The 26,923-nt window shown below is 72.3% G+C and carries 20 protein-coding genes; 8 read left to right on the top strand and 12 right to left on the bottom strand.

Features of this window, described 5'->3' with window-relative positions; all coding sequences use genetic code 11:
* Positions 1-14: 14 nt before the first annotated feature.
* The 9 genes from AC3RKB_RS11015 to aceB all read right to left on the bottom strand — a co-directional run bounded on the left by AC3RKB_RS11015 (position 15) and on the right by aceB (position 10,852).
* Positions 15-962 (bottom strand): carbohydrate ABC transporter permease, encoded by a 948-nt coding sequence (locus tag AC3RKB_RS11015; RefSeq protein ID WP_491436189.1) that lies wholly within the window; start codon positions 960-962, stop codon positions 15-17.
* The gene (locus tag AC3RKB_RS11010) at positions 962-1,909 is read right to left on the bottom strand and encodes a carbohydrate ABC transporter permease (RefSeq protein WP_491436188.1); all 948 of its coding nucleotides are present in this window, start codon (positions 1,907-1,909) and stop codon (positions 962-964) included. The genes AC3RKB_RS11015 and AC3RKB_RS11010 overlap by 1 nt, the downstream gene beginning before the upstream one ends.
* Before the next feature lie 79 nt (positions 1,910-1,988).
* Positions 1,989-3,317 carry an ABC transporter substrate-binding protein gene (locus AC3RKB_RS11005; RefSeq protein WP_491436187.1) on the bottom strand — a complete coding sequence of 443 codons (1,329 nt, stop codon included), beginning with the start codon at positions 3,315-3,317 and terminating at the stop codon, positions 1,989-1,991.
* Positions 3,318-3,484: 167 nt separating this feature from the next.
* Entirely contained in the window at positions 3,485-4,597 is a 1,113-nt protein-coding gene (locus AC3RKB_RS11000; RefSeq protein WP_491436186.1) for a LacI family DNA-binding transcriptional regulator, read from the bottom strand.
* A gap of 24 nt (positions 4,598-4,621) precedes the next feature.
* Positions 4,622-5,611 (bottom strand): hypothetical protein, encoded by a 990-nt coding sequence (locus AC3RKB_RS10995; protein ID WP_491436185.1) that lies wholly within the window; start codon positions 5,609-5,611, stop codon positions 4,622-4,624.
* Between the two features lie 156 nt (positions 5,612-5,767).
* On the bottom strand, positions 5,768-7,045 hold the full coding sequence (locus AC3RKB_RS10990; RefSeq protein WP_491436184.1) for a saccharopine dehydrogenase family protein: 1,278 nt from the start codon (positions 7,043-7,045) through the stop codon (positions 5,768-5,770).
* A 17-nt stretch (positions 7,046-7,062) separates the two neighbouring features.
* The gene (locus AC3RKB_RS10985; protein WP_491436183.1) at positions 7,063-7,956 is read right to left on the bottom strand and encodes a bifunctional allantoicase/(S)-ureidoglycine aminohydrolase; all 894 of its coding nucleotides are present in this window, start codon (positions 7,954-7,956) and stop codon (positions 7,063-7,065) included.
* The gene (locus tag AC3RKB_RS10980; protein WP_491436813.1) at positions 7,953-9,248 is read right to left on the bottom strand and encodes a DUF6986 family protein; all 1,296 of its coding nucleotides are present in this window, start codon (positions 9,246-9,248) and stop codon (positions 7,953-7,955) included. The genes AC3RKB_RS10985 and AC3RKB_RS10980 overlap by 4 nt, the downstream gene beginning before the upstream one ends.
* 2 nt (positions 9,249-9,250) lie before the next feature.
* Positions 9,251-10,852 carry a malate synthase A gene (aceB, locus tag AC3RKB_RS10975; protein ID WP_491436182.1) on the bottom strand — a complete coding sequence of 534 codons (1,602 nt, stop codon included), beginning with the start codon at positions 10,850-10,852 and terminating at the stop codon, positions 9,251-9,253.
* A gap of 138 nt (positions 10,853-10,990) precedes the next feature.
* Between aceB and AC3RKB_RS10970 the strand changes: the two genes are divergently transcribed.
* The 3 genes from AC3RKB_RS10970 to xdhC are packed head-to-tail and all read left to right on the top strand — an operon-like array spanning position 10,991 to position 15,800.
* Positions 10,991-12,505 carry a xanthine dehydrogenase small subunit gene (locus AC3RKB_RS10970; RefSeq protein WP_491436181.1) on the top strand — a complete coding sequence of 505 codons (1,515 nt, stop codon included), beginning with the start codon at positions 10,991-10,993 and terminating at the stop codon, positions 12,503-12,505.
* Complete coding sequence (xdhB, locus tag AC3RKB_RS10965) at positions 12,502-14,949, top strand: xanthine dehydrogenase molybdopterin binding subunit (RefSeq protein WP_491436180.1); 2,448 nt, start codon at positions 12,502-12,504, stop codon at positions 14,947-14,949. The genes AC3RKB_RS10970 and xdhB overlap by 4 nt, the downstream gene beginning before the upstream one ends.
* A 23-nt stretch (positions 14,950-14,972) precedes the next feature.
* Positions 14,973-15,800: a xanthine dehydrogenase accessory protein XdhC gene (gene xdhC, locus AC3RKB_RS10960; protein ID WP_491436179.1), complete on the top strand. Its 828-nt coding sequence runs from the start codon at positions 14,973-14,975 to the stop codon at positions 15,798-15,800.
* Positions 15,801-15,809: 9 nt separating this feature from the next.
* On the opposite strand, the gene AC3RKB_RS10955 is transcribed toward xdhC, so the two are convergent.
* From AC3RKB_RS10955 to AC3RKB_RS10945, 3 genes are all read right to left on the bottom strand, one after another.
* Complete coding sequence (locus AC3RKB_RS10955) at positions 15,810-16,613, bottom strand: phosphatase PAP2 family protein (protein ID WP_491436178.1); 804 nt, start codon at positions 16,611-16,613, stop codon at positions 15,810-15,812.
* Between the two features lie 142 nt (positions 16,614-16,755).
* Positions 16,756-18,027, bottom strand: a complete 1,272-nt coding sequence (locus tag AC3RKB_RS10950; RefSeq protein WP_491436177.1) for a multidrug effflux MFS transporter — start codon at positions 18,025-18,027, stop codon at positions 16,756-16,758.
* A 250-nt stretch (positions 18,028-18,277) separates the two neighbouring features.
* Positions 18,278-19,468, bottom strand: a complete 1,191-nt coding sequence (locus AC3RKB_RS10945) for an ROK family transcriptional regulator (RefSeq protein ID WP_491436176.1) — start codon at positions 19,466-19,468, stop codon at positions 18,278-18,280.
* A gap of 143 nt (positions 19,469-19,611) precedes the next feature.
* On the opposite strand from AC3RKB_RS10945, the gene AC3RKB_RS10940 reads away from it, so the two are divergent.
* The 5 genes from AC3RKB_RS10940 to AC3RKB_RS10920 all read left to right on the top strand — a co-directional run bounded on the left by AC3RKB_RS10940 (position 19,612) and on the right by AC3RKB_RS10920 (position 26,855).
* Positions 19,612-20,907, top strand: a complete 1,296-nt coding sequence (locus AC3RKB_RS10940) for an extracellular solute-binding protein (RefSeq protein WP_491436175.1) — start codon at positions 19,612-19,614, stop codon at positions 20,905-20,907.
* Between the two features lie 14 nt (positions 20,908-20,921).
* Positions 20,922-21,959, top strand: a complete 1,038-nt coding sequence (locus AC3RKB_RS10935) for a carbohydrate ABC transporter permease (RefSeq protein ID WP_491436174.1) — start codon at positions 20,922-20,924, stop codon at positions 21,957-21,959.
* Complete coding sequence (locus AC3RKB_RS10930) at positions 21,956-22,828, top strand: carbohydrate ABC transporter permease (protein ID WP_491436173.1); 873 nt, start codon at positions 21,956-21,958, stop codon at positions 22,826-22,828. The genes AC3RKB_RS10935 and AC3RKB_RS10930 overlap by 4 nt, the downstream gene beginning before the upstream one ends.
* 80 nt (positions 22,829-22,908) lie before the next feature.
* Positions 22,909-25,269: a beta-xylosidase/alpha-l-arabinosidase gene (locus AC3RKB_RS10925; protein WP_491436812.1), complete on the top strand. Its 2,361-nt coding sequence runs from the start codon at positions 22,909-22,911 to the stop codon at positions 25,267-25,269.
* Positions 25,266-26,855 (top strand): glycoside hydrolase family 43 protein, encoded by a 1,590-nt coding sequence (locus AC3RKB_RS10920; RefSeq protein WP_491436172.1) that lies wholly within the window; start codon positions 25,266-25,268, stop codon positions 26,853-26,855. Before AC3RKB_RS10925 ends, AC3RKB_RS10920 begins: the two co-directional genes overlap by 4 nt.
* Positions 26,856-26,923: the final 68 nt, after the last annotated feature.

Here is a 26,923-nt window from a genome sequence, read left to right as displayed (position 1 = left end):
GGTTCATGGGTGCGCTACTTGACGCTGCCGATCGCCAGCCCGCCCTGCCAGTACCGCTGCAGGAACAGGAAGGACAGGATGAGCGGCAGCACCGAGATGAACGCGCCCGACGTGATGAGGTTCCACACCTGCTCGCCGCCGGCGCCCGCGTTCGAGAGCGCCGTCCAGCGGTTGAGGCCGACGGTGACCGGCAGCAGCTGCGGGTCGGTGAGCACGGCGAGCGGGAGGAAGAAGTTGTTCCACGTGCCGACCACCGAGAGCAGCAGGACCGTCACGATCGCGGGCTTCAGCAGCGGCAGCGCGACCTGGAAGAACGTCCGCCACTCCCCCGCGCCGTCGATGCGGGCCGCCTCGAGCATCTCGTCGGGCACCGCGTCCTGCGTGTAGACGCGCATGAGGTAGACGCCGAACGGGCTGAGCAGCGACGGCAGGATGACGGCCCACGGCGTGTTGATCAGGCCGTACTGGCTGAGCAGCATGAACGTCGGCACCACGAGCGCCGTCAGCGGCACCATGATCGAGCCCAGGATGACGCCGAACACCGCCCCACGGCCGCGGAACCGGTACTTCGCGAACCCGTACCCGGCGAGGATGGCGAGCACCGTGGCACCCGCGCCGCCCGCGAAGGCGTACAGGAACGAGTTGGCCAGCCACCGCCAGTAGATGCCGCCCTGGTGGGTGAACAGGCCCTGGATGTTGACGAAGAGCTGCGCCGGGTCGTCGAACCAGAACGCCGGGCTCGAGAACAGCCCCGAGGTGCTCTTCGTCGCGGCGACGAAGAGCCACCAGATCGGGATCACGAAGTAGATCGCAAGGATGATGAGGAAGACGTGCGAGCCGATGCGCCGCTGGCCGCGGCGACGGCGGCCGGCACTGTGGTCGATGTGGTCGGGCAGGCCGGTGACGGTCGTGAGCGCTTCGGCGCGGGTGCCGGCGGGAGTCGTGGTGGTGGTGGTGGTCATCACTTCAGTCCGCTCTGCTTGCGCGTGAGGAACAGGAACACGTACGAGCCGGCGAACACGAGGATGCCGAGCGCGAACGCGATGGTGGAGGCGTAGTTGAACTGGCTGTACGAGAAGGCCAGCGAGAACGCGTACATGTTGGGCGTGTAGGCCGCGTCGATCGCGCCCTGCGCGACGTTGCGGAGCACGACGGGCTCGGTGAAGAACTGCAGCGTGCCGATGAGCGCGAAGGTGATCACCATGACCATCGACGACGAGATCATGGGCACCTTGATCCGCGTCGCGGTCTGCCAGCCGTTCGCGCCGTCGATGCGCGCCGCCTCGTAGACCGCAGGGTCGATCGAGCGCAGCGCCGCGTAGATCACGACCATGTAGTAACCCGACCACTGCCACGTGACGATGTTGACGAGGCTGCCGAAGATGGTGCCGGCGGCCAGGAAGTCGGGCGTCGCGAGCCCGACGGCGTCGAAGATCGTCGCGGCCGGACCGAAACGCGGGCTGTAGAGGAAGCTCCACATGAGCGCACCGATGACGACGGGGATCGCGTACGGCGCGAAGATGAGCAGTCGCGAGAGCTGCGACAGGCGGGTCGCGAGCGTGTCGAGCACGAGCGCGGCGGCGAGCGCGACGATGAGCTGCGCCGGGATCATGACGACGGCGTATGCGGCGACGCGCCCGAGGCCCTCGAGGAAGAGCGGGTCGGTGAACGCCTTGACGTAGTTCGCGGCACCGGTGAACTTGGTGCCGGTCGCGAGCGTCGAGGTGAACAGGCTCATCCCGAACGCGTAGACGAGCGGGAACACGAGGAAGGCGGCGAACACGACGAGGAAGGGCGTGACGAAGAGCCAGCCGACGCGCTGCCGCTTGCGCTCGAGGCTCGCCCCGTGTCGCTGCGGGCGGATGGCGCGCGGCGTCGTCGGCGGGGCCGCGACGTGGGATGTGGTCATGGTGGTTTCCGTCCGGTGGGTGTCTCCGATGGATGGATCGGGGCGGGTGGGGCCGGCGCGGGCCGGCCCCACCGGGGGCTCACTCGACCGTGAAGCCCTGCTCGGTCGCGTATGCCTCGAGCGAGGCCTGAAGGTCGTCGAGCGCCTCGTCGGAGCTCTTCTCGCCCTGCACCATCGCGTAGAGCTGCTCGGTCAGCTGGTCGTAGGCGTAGTTCTGGAAGGGGCTGAAGGTGAACCCGGTGTAGCCGGATGCGGCCTCGAGGAAGACGTCCTTGTTGATCTGCTGGCCCCCGAAGAACGGGTACTCGAGGTCGCGGAAGTAATCGGACTCGAGGATGGGCTTCCACAGCGGGAACAGCGCGGCCTCCTCGATGCCGATCTTCCATGCCTCCTCGGTGCCGAAGATCTCCTTGGCCACGGTGGCGGCGGCCTCCGTGTCGTCGGCCTGGCTCGTCACCGCGAAGGTCGAACCGCCCCAGTTGATCTGCACCGGGTTCGCGGCGTCCCACTGCGGGACCGGCGCGGCCTTCCAGACGGCGTCGGCGTCGGCATCCGCGAGGCCCTGCAGGTAGCCCGGGCCCCAGGCCGCGGCGACGTAGATCGCGTAGCTGCCGTCGACGAGCTTGGTGTTGTAGTCGGCGGTGAACGCGTCGTCGGTCGCGACGAGGCCCTGCTTCACGAGGCCGTCCCAGTACGCGAGCACGTCCTTCGCGCCCTGGTCGTCGACCTCGATGCCGATCGACTGCGGGTCGGCGCTGTCGTACTCGAACGGCACCGAGCCGGCCTGCGCGAAGAGCGCCTGATTGTACGCCCGGCCGTTCGTCGGGAAGTCGGCGAGCACGCCGGGCGCTCCGGCATCCTTCAGCGCCTGCGCGGCGGCTGCGAACTCGTCCCACGTGGTCGGCACCGGGATGCCGTACTGGTCGAGGATGTCCTGGCGGTAGAGCATGCCCATGGGGCCGCCGTCGACCGGGATGGCGAAGACCGCGTCGCCGCTCGAGACGTCCTTCCACGCACCCTCGGTGTAGTCGTCCTTGACGTCGTCCGCGCCGAACTCGGTCAGGTCGACGAGCGCGTCGCGGATCGAGAAGCTCGAGAGCACCTCGGACTCGAGCATGATCACGTCGGGCGCTCCCGAGCCCGACTCGATCGCGGTCGAGAACTTCGTGTACTCGTCGTTGCCCTGTCCGGCGTTGGTCCAGCAGACCTGCACGTCGTCGTGGGTCTCGTTGAACAGGTCGACGACCTGCTCGAAGGCGGGGTACCAGGCCCAGACGCTGACCTGCGTCGCCTCGGGGTTCAGGATCTCGTTCGTGCAGGAGTCGCCCTGCCCGGCGGTGCTGCAGCCGGTCAGCGCGGCCGCCGCAACGGCGACGGCGCCGGTCGCGGCGATGACCTTGGTCTTCATTCTGTGTTTCCTCTCGCGGTGCGGGGACACCGTTGTCGCGTGCGATGTGCGTGCGGCCGCGGAGGAGGACTCCGCGCCGAGTTCGGTAGTTCTACAACGTTGTAGGTAAACGTTGTAGAAGTATGGTGACGCGACTTCTCGTCCCTGTCAAGCGCGTGACGCGAAGTTCAGGACGGCGCGGGCACGGATGCCGCGACATCCGCCACCGGCACGACCACATCGGGCAGCGCGGCATCCTCCCGGCCGGTCGGGGCCGGCGACCAGTCGGGCGCGGACGGCGCCGACTCCCGCTCGACGATGCGGAACTCCGCGAGCCTCAGCTCCGGCACGCCCGCGGCGTCGCCCAGCTCGATGCGCCGCAGGAGCGTGCTCACGGCCGTCTCGGCGATCCACCTGCGCCCCGGATCGACGGTCGTCAGCGACGGGATCGAGTACTCGGCCTCGTCGAGCCCGTCGAAGCCGACCACGGCCACGTCGTCCGGCACGCGTCGGCCCGCCTCCTGCAGCACGCGCATCGCGCCGAGCGCGAGCGTGTCGTTGAGGCCGAACACCGCGTCGAAGTCCGCGCCGCGGGCGAGCAGCTCGCGCATCGCATCGGCGCCGTTGGCCCGATGCCAGAGCGTCGTCTCGACGACGATCGAGTCGTCGTACGGCACGCCGGCGGCGGCGAGCGCCTCACGGTACCCGCGGAGGCGGAGTCCGGCCGAGCCGATCACCTCGCCGGGGTGCGCCCCGACGACGGCGATGCGGCGCCGTCCCGACGCGAGCAGGTAGTCGGTCGCCGCGCGCGCGGCGTCGATGTTCCGCATCGTGACGTGGTCGGTCGGGCCGTGGAAGATCCGCTCGCCGAGGAGGACGAGCGGGTACGGCACCTCGAGCGCCGCGACATCCTCCTGGCCCATGCCGAGCGCACTGAAGATGAGGCCGTCGGTGAGCTTCAGCCGTGGGCTGCGCAGCAGCTCGAGCTCGCGATCGCGGTCGCCGCCCGTCTGCTCGACGAGCACGACCGCCCCAGCCGCCTCGGCGGCGGCGATGACCGACGCGGCGAGCTCGGCGAAGTAGGCGAGCCCGAGGTCTGGGACGGCCAGCGCGATCGCACCGGTGCGACCCGATCGCAGGTTGCGGGCGGTCAGGTTCGGCGTGTAGCCGAGCTGCGCGATCGCGTGCTCGACGCGTTCGCGGGTCGCGGGCCGGATGTGCGGGTAGTCGTTGATGACGTTCGAGACCGTCTTGATCGAGACCCCCGCGAGCCGGGCCACGTCGTGCAGTGTGACTGCCATGGGCGCCTCCTCGTCGCCGGTAGTCTACAACGTTGTAAAGCGATCGGGCGCGTGGTCGGGGGCGCGATCCGCGTCGTCGGCGGTGAAGACGTAGTCGCCGTTCGCGTCGAGCTCGGGTCGGAGCCGCCCGTCGGCGAGCGCGGCGAAGGCCTCCCGCGAGGCGTCGCGCAGCGCGGCGGCCGCGCGCGGATCGGCGGCGCGCACGCCCTCGAAGTCGGCCACGAGCGGCAGCCCGCCCTCGGCGCGCCAGGCCGGCTGCGGCATCCGGGTGAGCGCCCTCGCGACGCGTGGCGACCTCAGCCGCCAGCGCACCTCGAACCGGTCGCTGCGGTCGCCGCCCGAGATCGCGTCGCGGAGCTCGCCGTAGAAGTCGGGGTGATAGGCGATCACCTCGGCGCCGAGGCGGACGAGGTTCATGCGCGCGTTGCGACGGATGAGCGGGTCGTACGTCCAGCGCACCTCGTCGACGCCGTGTTCGAGGCAGATCGCGCGCTGGCGCAGCTTGAGCGCGACGCCGATCCCCCGCCCGCGCGCCGCTGGGTCGACGGCGTTCATGTGCGAGTGCACGTGCAGGCCGCCCGCCCAGCCCAGGAACCCGAGCGCCGCCCCGAGCGGCACGTCGAGCACCGACTCACGCGAATCGGCCCCTCTGGGGGCGATTTCGCGTGAGTCGTGATCCTCACGCCGCGCGCCCGACACCGACTCACGCGAATCGGCCCCCGCAGGGGCCGATTCGCGTGAGTCGAGAACGGCTCGCCGGGGCGCCGGCACGGCGACGAGGACGGTGTTGCCCGCGTGGGCGATCGCCTTCAGCGACGCGAGGTCGACCGTGCGGCCGGCACCCCAGGTCGCGTCGAAGCGCGCGAGCGCGCCGGCGAGTTCCTCGGGGCGGGCCTGACGGGTCAGGATGCCGCCGCGCGCGTCGGCGGCGTCCGCCAGCGCGCGCGCCGCGGCCGCGTCGTCGGCCGACGGCGCCGGCACCGCCGTGGGGCCCGCGCTCGCGCCATCCGTCATGCCCGCGACCTTATCGCGTCACGTCCGCCGCGACCCACGCGCCATTCACGTGCCGATTCTGCGAAGGAGGCACGCTCGGGAGCGCACTCCATCGCAGAAGCGGTACTTCAGCGGGCGGCGGGCGGCGCGGGAAGCGTGGGAGGGCGCGGCGCCCGCTCAGCGCGCGAGCCGGTCCTCCATCCCCCACGGCTGGCCGTACCCGCCGTCGGCCTCGGCGCGCGCCATGAGGTCGAGGAACGGCTGCGCGTCGAACGCCTCGGGCCCGAGCACGCCGACGCCCGACCACGCCCCCGTCGCGAGCAGCTCGAGCGCGATCACCGGGTTCAGCGCGGTCTGCCACACGACGCACTGCGCCTCGTACTCGCGCATCGTCCACTCGTTGTCGCTCACGTGGTAGAGGTACACCTCGCGAGGCGCGCCATCCGTGCCCCGGCCCGTCACCCAGAGCCCGGCGCACGTCTTGCCCGTCATGCGGGGGCCGATCGTGGCGGGGTCGGGCAGCGCGGCGGCGACCACGTCGCGCGGCGCGACCTCGACGGGCCCGGCGGCGCTGCGCACGCGGATCGGCCGCGTCGAGTCGAGCCCGAGCAGGTTGAGCGTCTTCAGCACGCCGATGAACTCGTCGCCGAGGCCGTACTTGAACGTCACGCGCTTCGCGTCGACCCAGCGCGGCATGAGGAGCACCTCCTCGTGCTCGACGTTGACGCACTCGACCGGTCCGATGCCCTCGGGGAACTCGAACACCTCGGGCTCCGAGAACGGCGGCGTGGTGAACCATCCGCGGTCCTGCTCCCAGACGACCGGCGGGTTCAGGCATTCCTCGATGGTGGTCCAGATCGAGAAGGACGGCGCGAAGATCTCGTTGCCGGCGTCGTCGCGCACGACGAGGTTGGCGCCGTCGCGCGTGCCGAGCTCGTCGATCTCGCTGAAGAGGTGGTCGGCCGCGTAGCGCGCGAACACGTCGGAGAGCCCGGGCTCGACGCCCATGCCGACGAGCGCGAGCCGGCCGGCCCGCTCCCAGTCGTCGGCCTGCGCGAACTGGTCGTCGCCGAGCTTGACCCCGGTCTCGGCGTAGGGGTCGGTCGGGTGCGGCTCCGAGAGGCTCATGGCCATGTCGAGGTAGTCGGCGCCCGCGGCGAGCGCGCCGGCGAAGATCGAGGGCACGAACTTCGGCTCGACCGCGTTCATCACGTGCGTGGCGCCGTGGGCGCGGGCGACGGATGCCACGACCTCCGGATCGCTCGCATCGACCTGCGCCGTGGCGAACCGGGCCGCGACCTCGTCGCCGTGGCGGCCGGCGATCCAGTCGACCGTGCGGCGGGCGCGGGACTCGTCGTAGTCGCTCACGACGATCAGCTCGAAGAAGGAGCGGCGGGCGGCGATCTTGGCGATGGCATCGCCCACGCCCCCCGCACCGATGAGGAGGATTCGCATGGGGTCGACGCTAGCCGTCACCGCTCGAATTGTCCACTTGGATAATTCGAGAAGGCGGCGCTCGAGAGGTGCCCGCCCTGTCCCCCGCCGAGGCCGTCGCTCAGCCGCACCTGCCGGTTGACGTCCTTGTACAGCAGGTACCGGAACGGCCCCGGCCCGCCGGCGTAGCAGGCCTGCGGGCAGAACGCCCGGAGCCACATGAAGTCGCCGGCCTCGACCTCGATCCAGTCGTCGTTCAGCCGGTACACGCCCTTGCCCTCGAGCACGAACAGCCCGTGCTCCATCACGTGCGTCTCGGCGAACGGGATCGATCCCCCGGGCTGGAACGTCACGATGTTCACGTGCATGTCGTGCGCGAGGTCGTCGGGGTCGACGAAGCGGCTCGTCGCCCACGCGCCGTCCGTGCCGGGCATCGGCTGCGGCACCACGTCCTGGTCGCGTGTGACGAACGACGTGGCCGTGTGGCCCTCGAGCGGCTCGTACGCCTTGCGGATCCAGTGGAAGCTCACCGCCTCGCCGCCCGCGTTCGCGATCGACCAGCGCTCGCCCGCCGCGAGGTAGGCGTACCCGCCGGGCCCGAGCACGTGCTGCTCGCGTTCGGCCTCGAGCGTCAGGGTCAGTGAGCCGGATGTCACGAACACGACGCCCTCGACGCCGAGCTCCTGCTCGGGGCGCTCGGCGCCGCCGCCGGGCCCGATCTCGACGATGAGCTGCGAGAACGTGGTCGCGAACCCCGCGATCGGACGCGCGAGGATCCACGCGCGCGTCTTCGTGAACCCCGGCAGGTTACTCGTGACGATGTCGCGCAGCACGCCCTTCGGGATGAACGTGTACGCGGGCGTCACGATCGCGCGGTCGGTGAGGAGCTCGGTCTGGTCGGGCAGGCCGCCCGCCGGGGTGAAGTAGCTCACGTCGCCTCCTGGTCTCGGGTGGTGGGTGCGGTCGCCGTCGACCGCTCACGTCTCGGGTACGCGAGCGCCGCCAGCGACGCCTCGTCGTATCCGGTGTCGGCCGCGACCTCGGCGCCAGGGATGGCACCGCAGCGGATGGCACGCAGCACGAAGCCGGCGAGCGCGCGCACCGTCGCGGGCTCGTCGAGCACGTCGCCGATGGTCTGCGCGCGGTGGTGGCCGAGCCGCGCCGCGGCCTCGGGGTACCCGTCGAGGTAGAACGCGTAGGTCGCGAGGAACCGCGTCGGCAGCTGGTTGGGGTGCAGGTCCCAGCCCTGCGGGAAGCCGCGTTCGAGCGAGCGGCGCACGAGCCGGGCGTGCAGCCGCCAGGCCGAGCGGGCGCGGTCGCCGACCGGGAGCACGTTGGTCGAGCCATCCGACAGCCGGATGCCGGTGCCCGCGACGGCGACCTGCATGGCCTGCTTCGCGAAGTCCGCCGCCGGGTGCTCCATCGACTGCTGCCCGGGCGCGATGCCGAGGGCCGCGCTGTAGTCGTATGTGCCGTAGTGGAGCCCGCTGATGCGGCCGGGCGCGGCGAGCGAGAGCCGGGCCACGGGCCAGAGCCCGTCGGCGCCGAGGATCAGCTGCGGCGTCTCGACCTGCACCTCGAACCGCAGGCGCCCGTCGTCGAGGCCGAGCGCGCGTTCCAGGGCGGTCGCGACCTCCGCCATCGCCTGCACCTGCGCGACGGTCGACACCTTCGGCAGCGTGAGCGCGAGCCCGTCGGGCAGGCCGCCGTGCTCGACGAGGGCGGTGACGAACAGGTCGAGGGTGCGGATGCCGCGGGCGCGCGTCGCGGCCTCGAACGACTTGAACCGGATGCCGATGTCGGGCGGCGCGAAGTGCGCGCCCTCGGCGGCGATGACGCGCTTCGCGGCGCGGACCGCGTCGGCGTCCTCGACGTCGTCGCCGCGGTCGCCGTAGCCGTCCTCGAAGTCGATCCTGAGGTCTTCGATCGGCTCGCGCTCGAGCTTCTCGTACACGCGCGACGCGGCCACGGGCGCGATCGTCGGGTCCAGGCCGACCGCACGCGCGAGCGCCTCGAGGCCGCCCGCCGCCTCCGCCGCGGCGAGCGCCTCGCGGCTCCATACCGTCGGCAGCTCGGGCGTGTAGCGGTCGGCCGGCACGTACACGGTGTGCACGGGCTGGCGTGACCCGTCGTCGCCCGGGTAGGCGGTCGCGAGCAGCGCGTCGGTCGAGGCGAGCCTGGCATCGGCGGCAGCGAGGTCGGCAGCGGAGAGCGCGGTGCGCACGCTCACTCCAGCAGCTCGTAGGCGGGCAGGGTGAGGAAGTCGACGTAGTCGTCGGAGAGGCAGAACTCGGCGACCAGTCGCGCCGCCGGCTCGTAGTAGGCGGCGAACCGGTCGGGCGGCACGTCGGCGCGGAGCGCGGCGACCTCCTCGTCGAGCACCTCGCGCACGAGCTCGGGCGTGAGCCGGCGCCCGGTGTCGGCCAGCACGGTGTCGTGCCGCAACTGCTGCCACACCTGCGAGCGCGAGATCTCGGCGGTCGCGGCATCCTCCATGAGGCTGTGCAGCGCGACCGCGCCGTTGCCCGAGAGCCAGACCGCGAGGTACGCGACCGCGACCGACAGGTTCGTGCGCAGGCCCGCCTCGGTGACCTGACCGCCCATCGCGGCGACGTCGAGCAGGTCGGCGGCGGTCACCGCGACCTCGGGGCGCTGCCGGTCGAGCTGGTTCGGCCGGTCGCCGAGCACGCCGTCGAACACCTCGAGGCACACGGGCACGAGGTCGGGGTGTGCGACCCACGACCCGTCGAACCCGTCGCCCGCCTCGCGCGTCTTGTCGGCGCGCACCTTCTCGAACGCGACCGCGGTCGCCTCGGGGTCGGCGCGGTTGGGCACGAACGCGGCCATGCCGCCCATCGCGAACGCACCGCGACGGTGACAGGTCTGCACGAGCAGCTCGGTGTACGCGCGCATGAAGGGCGCGGTCATCGCGACCGACGCCCGGTCGGGCACCACGAACTCGGGTCCGGCGTCGCGGAACACCTTGATGATGCTGAAGAGGTAGTCCCAGCGGCCGGCGTTCAGGCCCGAGGCATGCTCGCGCAGCTCCCAGAGGATCTCGTCCATCTCGAACGCGGCGGGGATGGTCTCGATGAGCACCGTGGCCCGGATGCTGCCGGCGGGAAGCGCCATCCGCTCCTCGGAGAAGGTGAACACGTCGTTCCAGAGCCGCGCCTCGAGATGCGACTCGAGCTTGGGCAGGTAGTAGAACGGGCCGTCGCCGGAGTCGAGGAGCAGCTGCGCCGTGTGGAAGAGGTGCAGGCCGAAGTCGACGAGGGAGGCCGACGCGCGCTCGCCGTCGATCAGGACGTGCTTCTCGGGCAGGTGCCATCCGCGCGGCCGCGTCACCACGGTCGGGCGGCGGAGGTCGTCGCGCAGCGCGTACGCCTTGCCCTCGGGCGAGGTGAAGGCGAGCGTGCCGCGCGCGGCGTCGCGCAGGTTCCGCACGCTGCCGACGATGTTCGCCCAGGTGGGGCTGCACGCGTCCTCGAGGTCGGCGAGCCAGACGCGCGCGCCGGAGTTGAGCGCGTTGATCGCCATCTTCGCCGGCGCGGCCGGGCCGGTGATCTCCACGCGGCGGTCGGCGAGCGCCGGTGGCGGCGGCGGCACGGTCCACTCGCCGTCCCGCACGTCGGCGGTCTCGGCGAGGAAGTCCAGCCGGTCCTCCCCGCGCGCGATCCGATCGCGGCGGGCGCGGCGGGCCGCGAGCAGCTCCCGGCGACGCGCATCGAAGCGATGGTGCAGTTCCTCCACGAACGCGAACGCGTCCGGCGCGAGGATCTCCTCGCTGCCCGCGACGTCGTCGGCACGGGCGATCTCGACGGCCATCCGGCTGCCACTCCCCTCCGGTGGAGCCCCTGGTGAGCGCTCCACACGCTGCCCTCATCTTCGCGCACCGACCACCGCGGCGCCACGGGATCGGGGCCGTTTCCGCGGCGTAGACTCGCGGAAACGAGGGGTGCGCGTATGGAATCGACGTCGGTGACCGTCAACGGCCGGGCGTGCGCGCTGCACGGCGTCAGCCCGCACACGACGGCCCTCGACTGGCTGCGCGCGCAGGGCCTGACGGGCGCGAAGGAGGGCTGCGCCGAGGGCGAGTGCGGCGCGTGCTCGGTGCTCCTCGCGACGCCCGACGGCGACGGCGGCACCGCCTGGACGGCCGTGAACTCGTGCCTCGTGCCCGCCGCCGCGCTCGACGGCCAGGAGGTCGTCACCGCCGAGGGGCTGGGCACGCCCGAGCACCTCCATCCCGTGCAGGCCGCGCTCGCCGCGGGCGGCGGTTCGCAGTGCGGCTACTGCACGCCCGGGTTCGCGTGCAGCATGGCGGCCGAGTTCTACCGGGCGGGTCGAGGGCGAGCGGATGGCGCGACCGCCGGCGCCTCGGACGCATCCGACGAGCACGCGGCAGGCCCCGATGTCGGCCCGAACGGCTTCGACCTGCACGCACTCAGCGGCAACCTGTGCCGGTGCACGGGCTACCGGCCCATCCGAGACGCCGCGTACGCGCTCGGCGCGCCCGATGCGGCCGACCCGCTCGCCGAGCGTCGCGGGCGGCCCGCCCCCGCGACGGTCGCGACCGTGCTCGAGGCCGACGACGCCCGGTTCGTGCGGCCGTCCTCGCTCGACGACGCGCTCGCGCTGCTCGCCGACGAACCCGACGCCATGGTCGTCGCCGGGTGCACCGACTGGGGCGTCGAGGTGAACCTGCGCGGCCGGCGCGCCCCGGTCACGATCGCGATCGAGCGGCTGCCCGAGCTGCGCACGTTCGACGCCGACGCCGACGGCGGCGTCGAGATCGGTGCCGCGCTGTCGCTCTCCGAGGTCGAGCGGCACCTGGGCGGTCGCGTCCCGCTGCTCGCCGAGTTGTTCCCGCAGTTCGCGTCGCCGCTCATCCGCAATCGGGCCACGATCGGCGGGAACCTCGGCACGGCCTCCCCCATCGGCGACGCGGCGCCCGCGCTGCTCGCGCTCGGCGCGCGACTCGTGCTGGTCTCGCGCGACGGCGAGCGCGAGGTCGGCCTCGACGAGTACTTCACGGGCTACCGGCAGACGGTGCGCAGGGCCGGCGAACTCATCCGCGCCATCCGGATCCCGGCGCCGGTCGGCGACGCCGCCCGGGCCTCACGCACCGCGTTCCACAAGGTCGCCAAGCGCCGGTACGACGACATCTCGAGCGTCGCCGTCGGCTTCGCCATCGACCTCGACGCGGATGGCACGGTGTCGGCCGCGCGCATCGGACTCGGCGGCGTCGCCGCCACGCCGATCCGCGCCCTCGCGACGGAGCGCGCCCTGGTCGGGCGGCAGTGGGACCTCGAGACCGTCCGCGACGCGGCATCCGTGCTCGGCGGTGAGGGCACGCCGATGTCCGACCACCGCGCGAGCGCCGACTACCGCGCGCTCATGCTGAACCGGGCGCTGCTGAAGTTCTTCCACGCCGGGCCGCCCGTCGCGGCCGACCGCCGCGAGGAGGTGCCAGCATGAGCGAGCTCGCCGCCCGCCCCGCCGAACCCGTCGTCGGCCGGGCGCTCCCCCACGAGAGCGCGCCCCGGCACGTCACGGGCACCGCGATCTACACCGACGACCTCGCCGCCGGCCGCACCGACGTGCTCACCGCGTGGCCCGTGCAGTCCGAGCACGCGCACGCGCTCGTCACGCTCGACGTCACGCCCGCGCTCGGCGTGACCGGCGTCGTCCGCGTGCTCACCGCCGCCGACGTGCCCGGCGAGAACGACGCGGGCGCCAAGCACGACGAGCCGCTGTTCCCCTCCGAGGCGATGTTCCACGGGCACGCGCTCTGCTGGGTGCTCGGCGAGACGCCCGAGGCCGCCCGGCTCGGCGCCGCCGCCGTGCGCGTCGAGTACGCGCCGCTGCCCTCGATCGTCACGATCGCCGAGGCCATCGACGCGGGCTCCTTCCAGGGCATCGCGCCGACCGTGCGGCGCGGCGACGCGCCATCCGCCCTCGAGAACGCCCCGCATGTGTTCGAGGGCGAGAGCTTCGTGGGCGGGCAGGAGCACTTCTACCTCGAGACGCATGCATCGCTCGCGCACGTCGACTCCGAGGGGCAGGTGTTCGTCGAGTCGAGCACGCAGCACCCGTCCGAGACGCAGGAGATCGTCGCGCACGTGCTCGGCGTGCCGAACCACCGCGTGACCGTGCAGTCGCTCCGGCTCGGCGGCGGCTTCGGCGGCAAGGAGATGCAGCCGCACGGGTTCGCGGCGATCGCGGCGCTGGGAGCGACGCTCACCGGCCGCCCGGTGCGCCTGCGGCTCAACCGCACGCAGGACCTCACCATGACCGGCAAGCGCCACCCGTTCCACGCGACCTGGCGCGCGGGCTTCGACGATGAGGGCCGCATCCTCGCGCTCGAGGCCGTGCTGACCTCCGACGGCGGCTGGTGCCTCGACCTCTCCGAGCCCGTACTCGGGCGGGCACTGTGCCACGTTGAGAACGCGTACTGGATCCCCGACATCACGGTGCAGGGCCGCATCGCCAAGACGAACAAGACCTCGCAGACCGCGTTCCGCGGCTTCGGCGGGCCGCAGGGCATGTTCGTGATCGAGGACATCCTCGGCCGGGTCGCGCCCCTGCTCGGCATCGACGCCGCGACGCTGCGCGAGCGCAACCTCTACCGCGAGGGCCAGGCGACGCCGTACGGCCAGCCCGTGCGGCACGCCGAGCGCCTGCACGACGCGTGGGCGCGCGTGCGCGACGAGAGTGCGTTCGACGAGCGCCGCGCCGCGATCGACGCGTTCAACGCCGGCAGCCCCGACACGAAGCGGGCCCTCGCCATCACGCCCGTGAAGTTCGGCATCTCGTTCACGTTCACCGCGTACAACCAGGCCGGCGCGCTCGTGCACGTCTACCGCGACGGCTCGGTGCTCGTGAACCACGGCGGCACCGAGCTCGGCCAGGGCCTGCACACCAAGATGCTGCAGGTCGCGGCGACCGCGCTCGGCCTGCCCATGTCGGCGGTGCGACTCGCGCCGACCCGCACCGACAAGGTGCCCAACACGTCGGCGACGGCCGCGTCGAGCGGCGCCGACCTCAACGGCGCGGCGGTCAAGCACGCGTGCGAGCAGATCCGCTCGCGCATGGCGCCCGTCGCCGCCCGGCTGCTCGGCGTGCCCGAGGCCGAGGTGCGCTTCGCCGACGGTCGCGTCTCGGGCGCCGATCCGGATGGCACGTCGCTCGAGTTCTTCGAGGTCGCCGAGGCCGCCTACCACGACCGCGTGCAGCTCTTCGCGGCCGGGTTCTACCGCACCGAGGGCCTCGGCTGGGAGCCCGGAACCATGCAGGGCACGCCGTTCAAGTACTTCGCGTACGGCGTCGCGGCCGCCGAGGTCGAGGTCGACGGCTTCACCGGCGCCTACCGCGTGCGGCGCGTCGACATCGTGCACGACGTCGGCGACTCGCTCTCGCCGCTGATCGACCTGGGCCAGGTCGAGGGCGGGTTCATGCAGGGGGCCGGATGGCTCACCCTCGAGGAGCTGCGCTGGGACGAGTCCGACGGGCCGAGCCGGGGCCGGCTGCTCACCCAGTCGGCGAGCACCTACAAGCTGCCGGCGTTCTCCGAGCTGCCCGACGAGCTCAACGTGCGCTTCCTCGAGCGGGCCGCCGAGGACGGCGCGGTGTACGGCGGCAAGGCCGTGGGCGAGCCGCCGCTCATGCTGGCGTTCAGCGTGCGCGAGGCGATCCGCGAGGCCGTCGCCGAGTTCGGCCCCGACGGGCACAGCGTCGAGCTCGCCTCGCCCGCGACGCCCGAGGCCGTGTTCTGGGCGATCGAGGCGGCGCGCGCGGCCCGCGGGCCGGCCGGAGCCGCCGCCGAGCTCGCCGCGCCCGGCTCGGGCGCCGCACCGGCTGAGGCTCCGGTCGCGGAGGCCGGCCTCGCCGCAGCCCGCCGCTCCGCTCCGCGCGAGCCCTGAGCCGGGCGCTGGACGGAGGCCGGATGGACTGGGTCGACGCCCTGCAGCGGCTCCGCGCCGCTCGTCGCCCTGCGGTGATCGTCACGCTCGCGGTCGTCCGCGGGCACGCGCCGCGCAACGGCGGCGCGAAGATGGTCGTCGCCGAGGGCGAGGCGTTCGGCACGGTCGGCGGCGGCAACCTCGAGCGCACCGCGCTCGAACGCGCCCGTGCGATGCTCGACGAGCGCGCCGCCGAGCCCGAGCTGCTCACCCTGACGCTGAGCGACAAGGCCGTCACCGACTACGGCGTGCAGTGCTGCGGAGGAGAGGTCACCATGCTGCTGGAACCCGTGCCGGTCGTGCCCGTCGTCGCGGTCTTCGGCATCGGGCACGTCGGGCTGGAGCTCGCCCGCATCCTCGCCCGGCACCCGATCGAGCTGCACCTCGTCGACTCTCGCGGCGACATGCTCGTGCCCGAGCGCCTCGTCGCGCTCGCCGACGCCGTCGCGACCGTGCACGTGCACCACCCGCCCGTGCCCGAGTCCGCCCTCGCCGAGCTGCCGACCGGCGCGCATGTGCTCGTGATGACGCACGACCACGCCGAGGACCTCGCGATCGTCGACCAGGCGCTGCGCACGCCCGGCGTCGCCTCGATCGGCCTCATCGGCTCACGCTCGAAATGGGCGCGGTTCCGCGCGCAGCTCGCGTCGGCCGGCCACGACGAGGCCGCGCTCGGGCGCGTGACGACGCCGATCGGCATCGAGGGCATCCGCTCGAAGGAACCGGCCGCGATCGCGGTCAGCGTCGCCGCCCGCACGCTCGAGCTCATCGAGCAGGCCCTTCCGGCCGCCCGGCCCCCGCTGGCCGAGTAGCGACCGGCGCTACGCGCGCGGTCGCGCCGGCGGCGTGATGTGCGACTGCGCGAGCGCGGCGTTCCGCTCGGCGACGATCGCCGCGCGGCGCAGGCGCTCGGCCTCGAGCTTGCGGGCGAACACCGTCCAGACCAGCAGCGCCATGCCGGCGCCGACGAGCGCCCCGCCGACGGTGTCGGTGAACCAGTGCGCCCCCACGTAGGTGCGGCTGACCGCCATGAGGATGGTGTACAACGCTCCGGCGACCCACACCCAGCGCTTCGGCACGATGATGCCGATCGCCACGGCGATCGTGGCGGCATTCGCGACGTGCCCCGACGGGAACGACCCGAAGTCCGCGATGACCAGGATGTCCTCCGGCCGGGCACGTCCGAACAGGTTCTTGAGCACCTGCACCATGCCCGCGCTCGCGGCCGACGCGACGACGAAGTACAGCGCGGCCCAGGGCCGCCGCACCACCAGCAGCGTCACCGCGACCCCGATGGGCACGATGAACACGCCCATGATGCCGCCGCCGAGCCGGTCCATCCCGAAGGCGATGATGTCGCCGATGCCGCCGCGCAGTTCGAAGACGTCCTCGGCCCACTCCTCGTCGACCTCGAAGATCCCGCCGGCGCGCAGCACGATCACGAGACCGAGCACCGCGGCGATCACCACCGCGGCGATCCCCGCCGCGAACGGCACGAACCGTCCGACGTACTCGGTACGGGCCTCGCGCGCGGGGGGCCGGAGGTCGTCGCCCTTGGCGGGCGTGCGACCCGACTCGCTGGTGGTCGTTCCCTCGGGCCCCTGGTCGGTTCCGGGTGCGCTCATCCCCTCACCGTAATCGGCGAGTCGTGAGCAGCCTGAGAGCGGATGCCGCGTGCCTCGGCTTCGGTGCCGACGCGACGGGCACGGGGCCGACTCGAGCGGATGTCGCGTGCACGGCGCGGCATGCGACATCCGCTCGTCGCAGTCACTCGGAGAGGGCGGGCACCGTGGAGGGGCGCACGAGCGCCCACACGCCGACGATCGCGATCACCGCGGCGCCGAGCATGACGACGGCCATCGGCACCGCACTCCCCACGCCGAGGAACCCGACCAGCGGCGAGATCGCCCCCGCGAGGCCGAAGTTGAGCGCACCGAGCAGCGACGCCGCGGTGCCGGCCTCGGCGCCGTGGTTGGCGAGCGCGAGCACCTGCACGGCGGGGAACGTGAACCCGCACGCGGCGATGTAGATCCAGAGCGGGATCGCGGTGCCCCAGAACCCGGCGCCCGCGCCGTCGAGCACGATGATGGCGATCGCCATGGCGACGTGCACGACCGTGGTGCCCGCGATGATGTACTGCGGCGGGATGGGGCCGCGGATGAGCCGTGACGACACCTGCACGCCCACGACCACGCCGATCGAGTTCACGGCGAAGAGCATTCCGTACTCCTGCGCGGTGAAGTCGTACACCTGCTGGAACAGGAACGACGACGTCGAGAGGTAGGCGAACAGGCCCGTGAAGGTCATGCCGCCGACGAGCGCCGCACCGAGGTAGACCCGGTCGCGGAACAGCGCGCGGTACCGCTGCGCGACCGACGAGTGGCCGGCGATGTGGCGCCGCGACACGGGCAGGGTCTCGACGATCAGGAACGCGACCGCGAGCACCACGACGACGCCGTAGCCGGCGAGCACCCAGAACACGCCGCGCCAGTCCATGACCTGCAGCAGCTGCGAGCCGATGACCGGCGCCAGCACCGGCGCGAGGCCGTTCACGAGCGCGAGGCGCGAGAGCATGCGCACGAGCGGCTTGCCGCCGAACAGGTCGCGCACCATCGCCATGGCGACGACGCCGCCGGCCGCGGCGCCGAAGCCCTGCAGCAGCCGGAACACGATGAGCCAGGTGATGTCGGGCGCCAGGGCCGCCGCGACGGAGGCCGCGATGTGCAGCGCCGTCGAGAGCATGAGCGGCAGGCGGCGACCGACCTTGTCGCTCCACGGGCCGACGATGAGCTGGCCGAGGCCGAAGCCGATCATGGTGCCCGTGAGGGTGATCTGGATGGCTGCGGCGTTCACGCCGAGCTCGGCCTCGAGCGCCGGGAAGGCGGGCAGGTAGAGGTCGATCGTGAACGGGCCGAGCGCGGTGAGCGCTCCCAGCACGAGCACGTAGACGAGGCGCTGGCGGCGGCTGAGGAGGTCGCCGGGGTGGCGCGGCGCGGCGTAGTCGTCGGGGCGGACGATGGGGATTGAAGCGGTGGACATAGGCGTTCCCGGGGCGTGCTGGAGTGCGGACGTGCGGTGAGGATGCCGCGGGCGCGCGCCGTCGGGCGCCGGGCGAACGAAAGCGGCGCCCGCGTGGGGCGCCGCCGTGAGCGATCTCGGCCACCATGGCCTCGAATCGATTCGACTATCGTCCAGTGTACCGAACCGACCCCCGGGTCGCGCAAGTGCGGATCCCGGGACGCGCCCGCGTCGCGGACCCACCGGACGCGCGTCGACCGGCGGGGGCGGCTCAGCGAGCCGCCCCCAGCGGATCGGCCAGCAGGCTCGCGAACGCGCCCTCGGCGGCGCCGATCATGAGGCGGTCCTCGCCGAGCGCCGCGATCCGCACGTCGACGTCCTCGGCCGCGGCCGGCATCGCCTGGGCGGCCATCGCCGCCCGCAGCGCCGGCGGGTCGAGGTCGGCGAGCGTCGCGAGGAACCCGCCGAGGATCACGAGCGACGGGTTGAGCACGTTCACCGCGTTCGCGAGCGCGGTCGCGAGGATCCGCCGCTGCCGGTCGAGCTCGTCGGCGACCCTCGCCGCGTCGCCCGCCGGGCCGTCGAGGGCCGAGCGGATGGCGGCGGCCAGCGTGGGCTCGTCGGCGCCGCGCAGCCCGACCGCCTCGAGCAGGCGGGTGCGACTGACCTCGTCCTCGAGGACGCCGCCGTTCGCGCGCCGGTCGTCGGCCGACGCGATGCCCGGCCGGTTCTGCCCGAACTCCCCGGCGTAGCCGCTCGTGCCGCCGACGGGCCGGCCGTGCACGATGAGCCCGCCGCCGATGCCGCTCGCGCCGCCGTTGAGGTACACGAGGTCGTCGACGCCGCGGCCCGCGCCGAACAGGTGCTCGGCGATCGCGCCGAGGCTCGCGTCGTTGCCGACCGTCGTGGGCAGCCCGGTCGCCTCCTCGACGAACGCGCGGATCGGGGCGTCTCGCCACTCGAGGTGCGGCGCGAACCGCACGAGCCCGTCGGAGGCGCGCACGAGCCCGGGCACCGCGAGCCCGACGCCCGCGAAGCGGGCGTGGGCGAGCGCGCCCGCACGCCACCGGGCGATCGCGTCGGCGATGAGCCGGGCCATCTCCTCCGGCGTGACGAGGTGGTCGACCTCGATGCGCTCGCGCGCCTCGATCCGCCCGCCGAGCCCGACGGCGGCGACCGTGACGGCGTCGACCTCGGGGTTCACGGCGATCGCGACGATGCGCGGATCGGGCGCGACCACGGGCGACGGGCGGCCGACGCGGTTCGTGGGGTCGGGTGCCCGCTCCTCGACGAGGCCGAGCTCGACCAGTTCGCCGGCGAGCGCGGCGATGGTCGAGCGGTTGAGGCCGGTGAGCGCCGTGAGTCGAGCCCGCGAGAGCGGCCCCTCGAGGTGCACGAGGCCGAGCACGCGCGCGAGATTGCGGCGATGCACGCCGTCGAAACTGCCGGACCGGTCTGCCACGCGTCCACTCTAGGTTCGCGCGAGGCCCCGGGCGGTTCGGCACGCCGAATATGTTGCGCTTGACCGCATATCGAGGGGAGCGTATATTCGAGGCGTCCAGATCACTTTCGACGTTGGAGTCGAAACTTTCGAGAGGTTCAAAGATGAACAGACGCAGCATCACGCGGCTCGTCACGCTCGGTGCCATGGCGGCGCTGGCTGCCGGCACCGTGACCGGATGCAGTGCCGGAGACGGTGGCTCGGCTGACGGCTCCGTCGAGTTGAGCTTCTGGCACAACTCCACCACCGGCCCCGGCAAGGCGTACTGGGAGACGACGGCGAAGGAGTTCGAGGCCGAGCACCCCGGGGTCGACATCACGATCCAGGCCATCCAGAACGAGGACATGGACGGCAAGCTCCAGACCGCCCTGAACTCGGGCGATGCCCCCGACATCTTCATGGCCCGCGGCGGCGGCAAGCTCGCTGCGGTCGTCGAGGCCGGCCAGGTGCAGGACCTCACCGAGTCGCTCTCGGACGAGACCAAGACCGCCCTCGGCGAGGCGTCGCTCGCCGCATTCTCCGTCGACGACAAGATCTACGGCGTGCCGTCCGCCGTGCTTCCCGGTGGCATCTACTACAGCAAGGACCTCTTCGCCGAGGCGGGGATCACCGAGACGCCGACCACCTTCGACGAGCTCAGCGAGGCCGTCGACAAGCTGAAGGGCATCGGCGTCGCCCCGATCGCCCTCGGCGCGAAGGACGCGTGGCCCGCAGCGCACTGGTACTACTTCTTCGCACTGCGCGAGTGCTCGGAGGACGTCATGGCCGGGCTGGCCGCCGACCCGAGCTTCGAAGACGAGTGCTTCCTGCGCGCGGGCGAGGACCTCGCGGACTTCGCCGCGACCGAGCCCTACAACGAGGGCTTCCTCACCACGTCCGCCCAGCAGGGGGCCGGGTCCTCCGCGGGCCTGGTTGCGAACCACAAGGCGGCGATGGAGCTCATGGGCGCCTGGAACCCGGGCGTGATCGCCTCGCTCACGCCCGACGAGAAGCCGCTCGCCGACCTCGGCTGGTTCCCGTTCCCCGCCGTCGAGGGCGGCGACGGCGGCGAGGGCGCGATGATGGGCGGCGTCGACGGCTACAGCTGCTTCGTCGAAGCGCCGAAGGAGTGCGCCGAGTTCCTGGACTTCGCCTCGCAGAAGGAGCAGCAGGAGGGCTACGCGGAGGCGTTCGTCACCCTGCCGGCCAACAAGGACGCCCAGGGCGTCGTCACCGACCCCGCGCTGCAGGACGTGCTCGCCAACTACAACGAGGCACCGTACGTCTCCGTGTGGCTCGACACGCTGCTCGGCCAGAACGTGGGCAACGCCCTGAACGTGGGCGTCGTCGACCTGCTCGCCGGCAAGGGTGACGCCCAGGGCATCATCGACGCCGTCGAAGACGCCATCAAGAAGGGCTGAGAGGCCCAGGCACCATGAACGTTCGCACCAGCGCTCCCTCGACGAGGCGAGCCTCGGCGGACGGCGTTCGGGCCGGGGACGACCTGTCGTCCCCGGCCGTGCGCCGGGCCACCGCACCGGCGGCGTCGACTCGGGGACGCGGCAGGCGCGACTGGCGGAAGATCGTCGAGATCGCCCTCCTCGTCGGCCCGGCCCTCGTCATCTTCCTCGGCTTCGTCATCTTCCCGGTCGTCATGGCCGGGTACTACGGATTCTTCCGTTGGAAGGGCTACGGCCCCCCGACCGACTTCATCGGCCTGCAGAACTACGTCACGATCCTGCAGGACCCGGCCTTCCACGAGGCGCTCGGGCACAACTTCTTCATCGTCGTGATGTCGCTCGTGGTGCAGGGGCCCCTCGCACTGCTGCTCGCGCTGCTGCTGAACCGCCCCATGCGGGGACAGTCGGCCATCCGCGTGCTCATCTTCGTGCCCTACGTCCTCGCCGAGGTCGTCGTCGGGACCGGCTGGAGCCTCATGCTCCAGACCGACGGCGCACTCAACGGACTGCTCGAGAAGATCGGCCTCGGCGCCCTCGCGCAGGACTGGCTCTCCAACCCTGACCTCGCGATCTGGACCCTCCTCGGGATCATCACCTGGAAGTACATCGGCTTCGCCGTCATCCTCTTCCTCGCCGGCCTCCAGGGCATCCCGCAGGAACTCACCGAGGCGGCCCAGATCGACGGCGCCTCCTACTGGCAGATCCAGCGCCGCATCACGCTGCCGCTGCTCGGCCCGACCCTGCGCATCTGGGCGTTCCTGTCGATCATCGGCTCATTGCAGCTGTTCGACCTCGTCTACATCATCTGGGGTCAGTACATCGCCTCGACCGCGGGCACCTCGACCATGGCGACGTACATGGTCGCCAACGGCCGCAACGCAGGCAACTACGGCTACGGGAATGCCGTGGCGGTGGTGCTCTTCCTCATCTCACTCGTCGTCGCCCTCGTCTACCAGCGCTTCGTGCTGCGGCGGGACACGGCCGGCGCCCTCACCGATCGGAGCGAGCGATGACCGCCTCGACTCTCGCCATTCCACCGGCCCGACGGCTTCGCGGCAACGGTGCGCTCCCCTGGGGCAGTCCGGCCATCTACTTCGGGGCCCTCATCGTCATCGCCCTGATGCTGGGACCGATCCTCTACATCATCATCGGCGGCTTCCGCACCAACGCGCAGATCACCGCCGACCCGTCGGGAATGCCGTCGCCCTGGGTGACCGAGAACTACGCCGACGTGCTCGCGAGCACCACCTTCTGGGGCGAGGTGGCGAACTCCACGGTGGCGGCCGTCGTGACCACGGTCGGGGTCGTCGTCCTCGGCCTGATGGCCAGCTTCGTGCTCGCGCGCTACCGGTTCCGGATGCAGGGGCTGCTCTACGCCGTCTTCGCCGCGGGCCTCATGTTCCCGATGACCGTGGCGATCACGCCCCTGTACATCGTGGTACGCAACCTCGGCCTGATGAACTCGCTGGCCGGCATCATCCTGCCCCAGATCGCCTTCGCGCTTCCCGCGACCATCATCATCCTGGTGCCGTTCCTGCGTGCCATCCCCGACGAGATCGAGGAAGCCGCCGCCATCGACGGCGCGTCCCGCCTCGGCTTCTTCTGGCGCATGGTCATCCCCCTGGCGCTGCCGGGCGTCATCACCGTGGGCATCCTCGCCTTCATCGCGAGTTGGAACAGCTACATCCTGCCGTTGTTCATCCTGAACGACGAGGCGTCCTTCACCCTCCCGCTCGGCGTGCAGGCCTTCGCATCGCAGTACTCCGTCGACACCGCCAAGGTGCTCGCCTTCACCTCGCTGTCGATGATCCCCGCGCTCATCTTCTTCAGCATCTTCGAACGCCGCATCGTCGGCGGCCTGACCGGGGCGGTGAAGGGATGAGCGAAGCGCTGGCGGATGCCACGGGCACGACCGATGCCGCCCCGATGACCGAGACCCGGACCACGCGAGAGACCCACCTGATGACCGATACGCAGACCACGGACGTCGCATCGGCGACCGACGCCCCATGGCGCGATACCTCGCGTCCCGCCGGAGCCCGGGCCGACGCACTCATCGCCGAGCTCTCCCTCGAAGAGAAGATCGCCCAGCTCTACGGCATCTGGATCGGCGCATCCGCCGATGGCGCCGACGTGGCCCCGCACCAGCACGAGATGAGCGGCAGCGTGGACCTCGACGCGCTCCTGCCGATGGGGCTCGGCCAGGTCACGCGCGCCTTCGGCACCGCCCCGGTCGACGCGGCCCTCGGAGCGCAGTCGCTCGCCCGGCTCCAGGAACGCATCGTCGCGTCGAGCCGGTTCGGGATCCCGGCGCTCGTGCACGAGGAGTGCCTGGCGGGCTTCGCCGCGTTCGGCGCGACCGCCTACCCGGTCCCGCTGTCGTGGGGCGCGACCTTCGACCCCGAGCTCATCGAGCAGATGGCCCGCCGCATCGGCGCCGACATGCGCTCGGTCGGCGTGCACCAGGGGCTGGCGCCGGTACTGGACGTCGTGCGCGACGCCCGGTGGGGCCGCGTCGAGGAGACCATGGGCGAGGACCCGTACCTCGTGGGCACGATCGGCACGGCCTACGTGCGCGGACTCGAGGCCTCCGGCATCGTGGCCACGCTGAAGCACTTCGTCGGGTACTCGGCATCGCGGGCGGGTCGCAACCTGGCGCCGGTGGCGGTCGGCCCGCGGGAGCTCGCCGACGTGCTGCTTCCGCCGTTCGAGATGGTCGTGCGCGATGCGCGACCCCGTTCGGTGATGAACGCGTACACCGACCTCGACGGCGTGCCCACCGCGGCGGACCGAGACCTCCTCACGGGCCTGCTGCGCGGCACCTGGGGCTTCGAGGGCACCGTCGTCGCCGACTACTTCTCCGTGGCCTTCCTCCAGACCCTGCACGGCACCGCCGGAGACCTCGGCGACGCCGCGGCGGCGGCGCTCGAGGCGGGCATCGACGTGGAACTGCCGACGGTGCACGCGTTCGGCGAGCCGCTCGTGCGGGCGATCGCCGACGGCCGCCTCGACGAGGAGGTCATCGATCGGGCGCTCCACCGGGTGCTCGTGCAGAAGATCGACGTTGGCCTGCTCGACGATCCGGCCCCGCCCGCCGCCGCGGACGCCGCCCAGGGCGCCATCGACCTCGATCCCGTGGAGAACCGCGCGCTCGCCCGTCGCATCGCCGAGCAGGCGATCGTGCTGCTCCACAACGACGGCACGCTGCCCCTGGCGGCCCCCGAACGGATCGCGGTGATCGGCCCGACGGCCGACGACCCGCTCGCGGTGCTCGGCTGCTATGCGTTCCCCACCCACGTCGGCGTGCACCACCCCGAGAGCGGGCTGGGCATCGAACTGCCGACCCTGGTCGAGGCCCTGCGCGCCGAATTCCCTGCGGCCGAGATCACCGTGGCATCGGGCACCTCGATCGACGGCGGCGAGAGCGACCGCATTCCGGAGGCCGTGGCACTCGCGCGATCCGCCGACATCGTCGTGCTCGCGCTCGGCGACCGGGCCGGCCTCTTCGGTCGGGGCACGAGCGGGGAGGGCTGCGACGCGGAGACCCTCGACCTGCCCGGCGCGCAGGCTTCGCTGCTCGAAGCGGTGCTCGACGCCGGCACGCCGACCGTGCTCGCGCTGCTCGCCGGCCGCCCGTACGTCCTCGGCACGGCGCCGGAACGCGCCGCCGGCATCGTCCAGGCGTTCTTCCCGGGCGAGGAGGGGACCCGCGCCGTGGCCGCGATCCTCTCGGGCCGCGTGAACCCGAGCGGGCGCCTTCCGATCAGCGTGCCCGCCACGTCCGGCGCCCAGCCGTCGACCTACCTGGCGTCGACCCTCGGCCGGCGCAGCGAGGTGTCCAGCATCGACCCGACGGCCCGCTATCCGTTCGGCCACGGACTCGGCTACGCCTCGTTCGCGTGGAGCGACCTGCGCGTCGAGGAGGTCGAGGCGAGCACCGATGGCGCCGTGCGGATGTCGCTCACGGTGCAGAACACCGGCGACCGGGCGGGAGCAGAGATCGTCCAGCTGTACCTGCACGACCCGGTGGCCTCCGTGGTCCGGCCGGTGCAGCGGCTGATCGGGTTCCAGCGCGTCGAACTCGAGCCCGGCGGAGCCGCGCGGCTGGGCGTCGAGGTACCGGCCGACGTCGCCTCGTTCACGGGGCGCGACGGCCGGCGGATCGTGGAACCCGGCGCGCTCGTGCTGAGCTTCGGGCGGTCGAGCACCGACCTGCCCCTGCAGGCGAGCGTGGAACTGGTCGGGCCCGTGCGCGTGGTCGATCACACCCGTGCCCTCCACCCGGTCTGGTCCGCAGCGCCGCGCGGCACCGTCTCGCCGTGACCGCCGCGCGGAACCCGGTGCTGCCAGGGTTCCATCCCGATCCCAGCATCTGCCGTGTCGGCGACGAGTTCTTCGTGGTCACCTCGACCTTCGAGTACTTCCCCGGCCTGCCGGTGCACCGCTCCCGCGATCTCGTCGAGTGGGAGCTCGTGGGGCACGCGGTGCACCGTGAAGACCAGCTGGACCTGTCGACGGTGCCGGCGTCCGGCGGACTGTTCGCGCCGACGATCCGCCACCACGACGGCCGGTTCTTCGTCGCCTGCACGCTCGTCGGCGGCGAGGGCCGACAGGGCAGCTTCGTGCTGACGGCGACGGACCCGGCCGGGCCCTGGTCGGATCCGGCCTGGATCGAGGATGCCCCGGGCATCGACCCGTCGATCTTGTTCGACGGCGACGGGCGGGCGTGGTGGAGCGGCACCCGGCCGGCCGACCCCGGCGACTGGCCGGAGCAGACTGAGGTGTGGGTGCGGGAGCTCGACCTGACGACGATGTCGCTCGTCGGCGACGAGCATGTCGTCTGGCACGGCGCCGTCGAGGGCGCGGTCTGGGCCGAGGGCCCGCACCTCTATCGCGGGGCGTCCGACGTGCTGCTCGTGGCCAGCGAGGGCGGCACCGAGCGCCACCATGCCGTGAGTGCCGCACGCGGGCCGCACCCCACGGGACCCTTCACCGGCTCGCGAGCGAATCCCCTGCTCACCCACCGCCACCTCGGCGGCGATGTCCCGGTCGCGAACGTCGGCCACGCCGACCTCGTCGACGACGGTCGGGGCGGGTGGTGGGCGACCGTGCTCGCCACCCGGCGGCTGCCCCTCGGCGGAGGCGCCGCCGACGCCCTGCAGGGCCGTGAGACGTGGCTGGTTCCCGTCGCCTTCGAAGACGGCTGGCCGGTCTTCGCACCGGGCTCCGGCCGATTGTCGGAGGAGGTGGAGGTGCCGTGGGCCGACCGGCCCACCGCCATCCGGGGCTCGCTCACCGACGAATTCGACGGGCCGACGCTGCACCCCGACCTGGTGACGCTGCGCACCGCCGTCGGCGGGAACAGGGCGCAACTCGGCGAGCGGCCGGGACACCTGCGTCTCCACGCCGCCTCCGGCGGACTGCACGAGCGGGCGGCGCACGCATTCGCAGGCTTCCGGCTGGAGCAGCGGGTCGCGACCCTGACGACGGTGCTCGAGATGCCGGATGTCGCGTCCGCCGGCCTGCACGCCGGACTCGCACTGCGGCTCTCGGAACGCCGATACGTCACGTTCAGCGCCCGTGCCGGCATGGCCGGCCGCGTCGTGCAGCTCGCGATCCACCTCGACGGCGGCGATCACATTCTGGGCACCGTCGCCGTCGACAGCGCCCGTCTCGGCCTCGCCCTCGAGATCCGGGACTTCGAGGCCGTCGCCGTCGTCGAAGGCGGCGAGGAGCGCATCGAGGTCGGCCGCGCCGACCTCTCACCGCTCAGCCCGAGCCATGGGGGCGGGTTCGTCGGTGTGGTCGGCGGCATCTTCGTCGTCGATCCCGCCCATCGCGAACCCGGCGCGCCACCGGCATCCGCCGATTTCGATCGGCTCAGCCTGGCGCACTCGCCTCCCTCCTGACGGCGGCCGCTCGCTTCCCACCCCGCGTTGCCGATGTCGGACGGCGGCGAGAGACTCGCGATGGAACG

The organism is Agromyces capsici (assembly GCF_058349965.1).
This window is presented reverse-complemented; position numbering and strand designations above follow the sequence as displayed.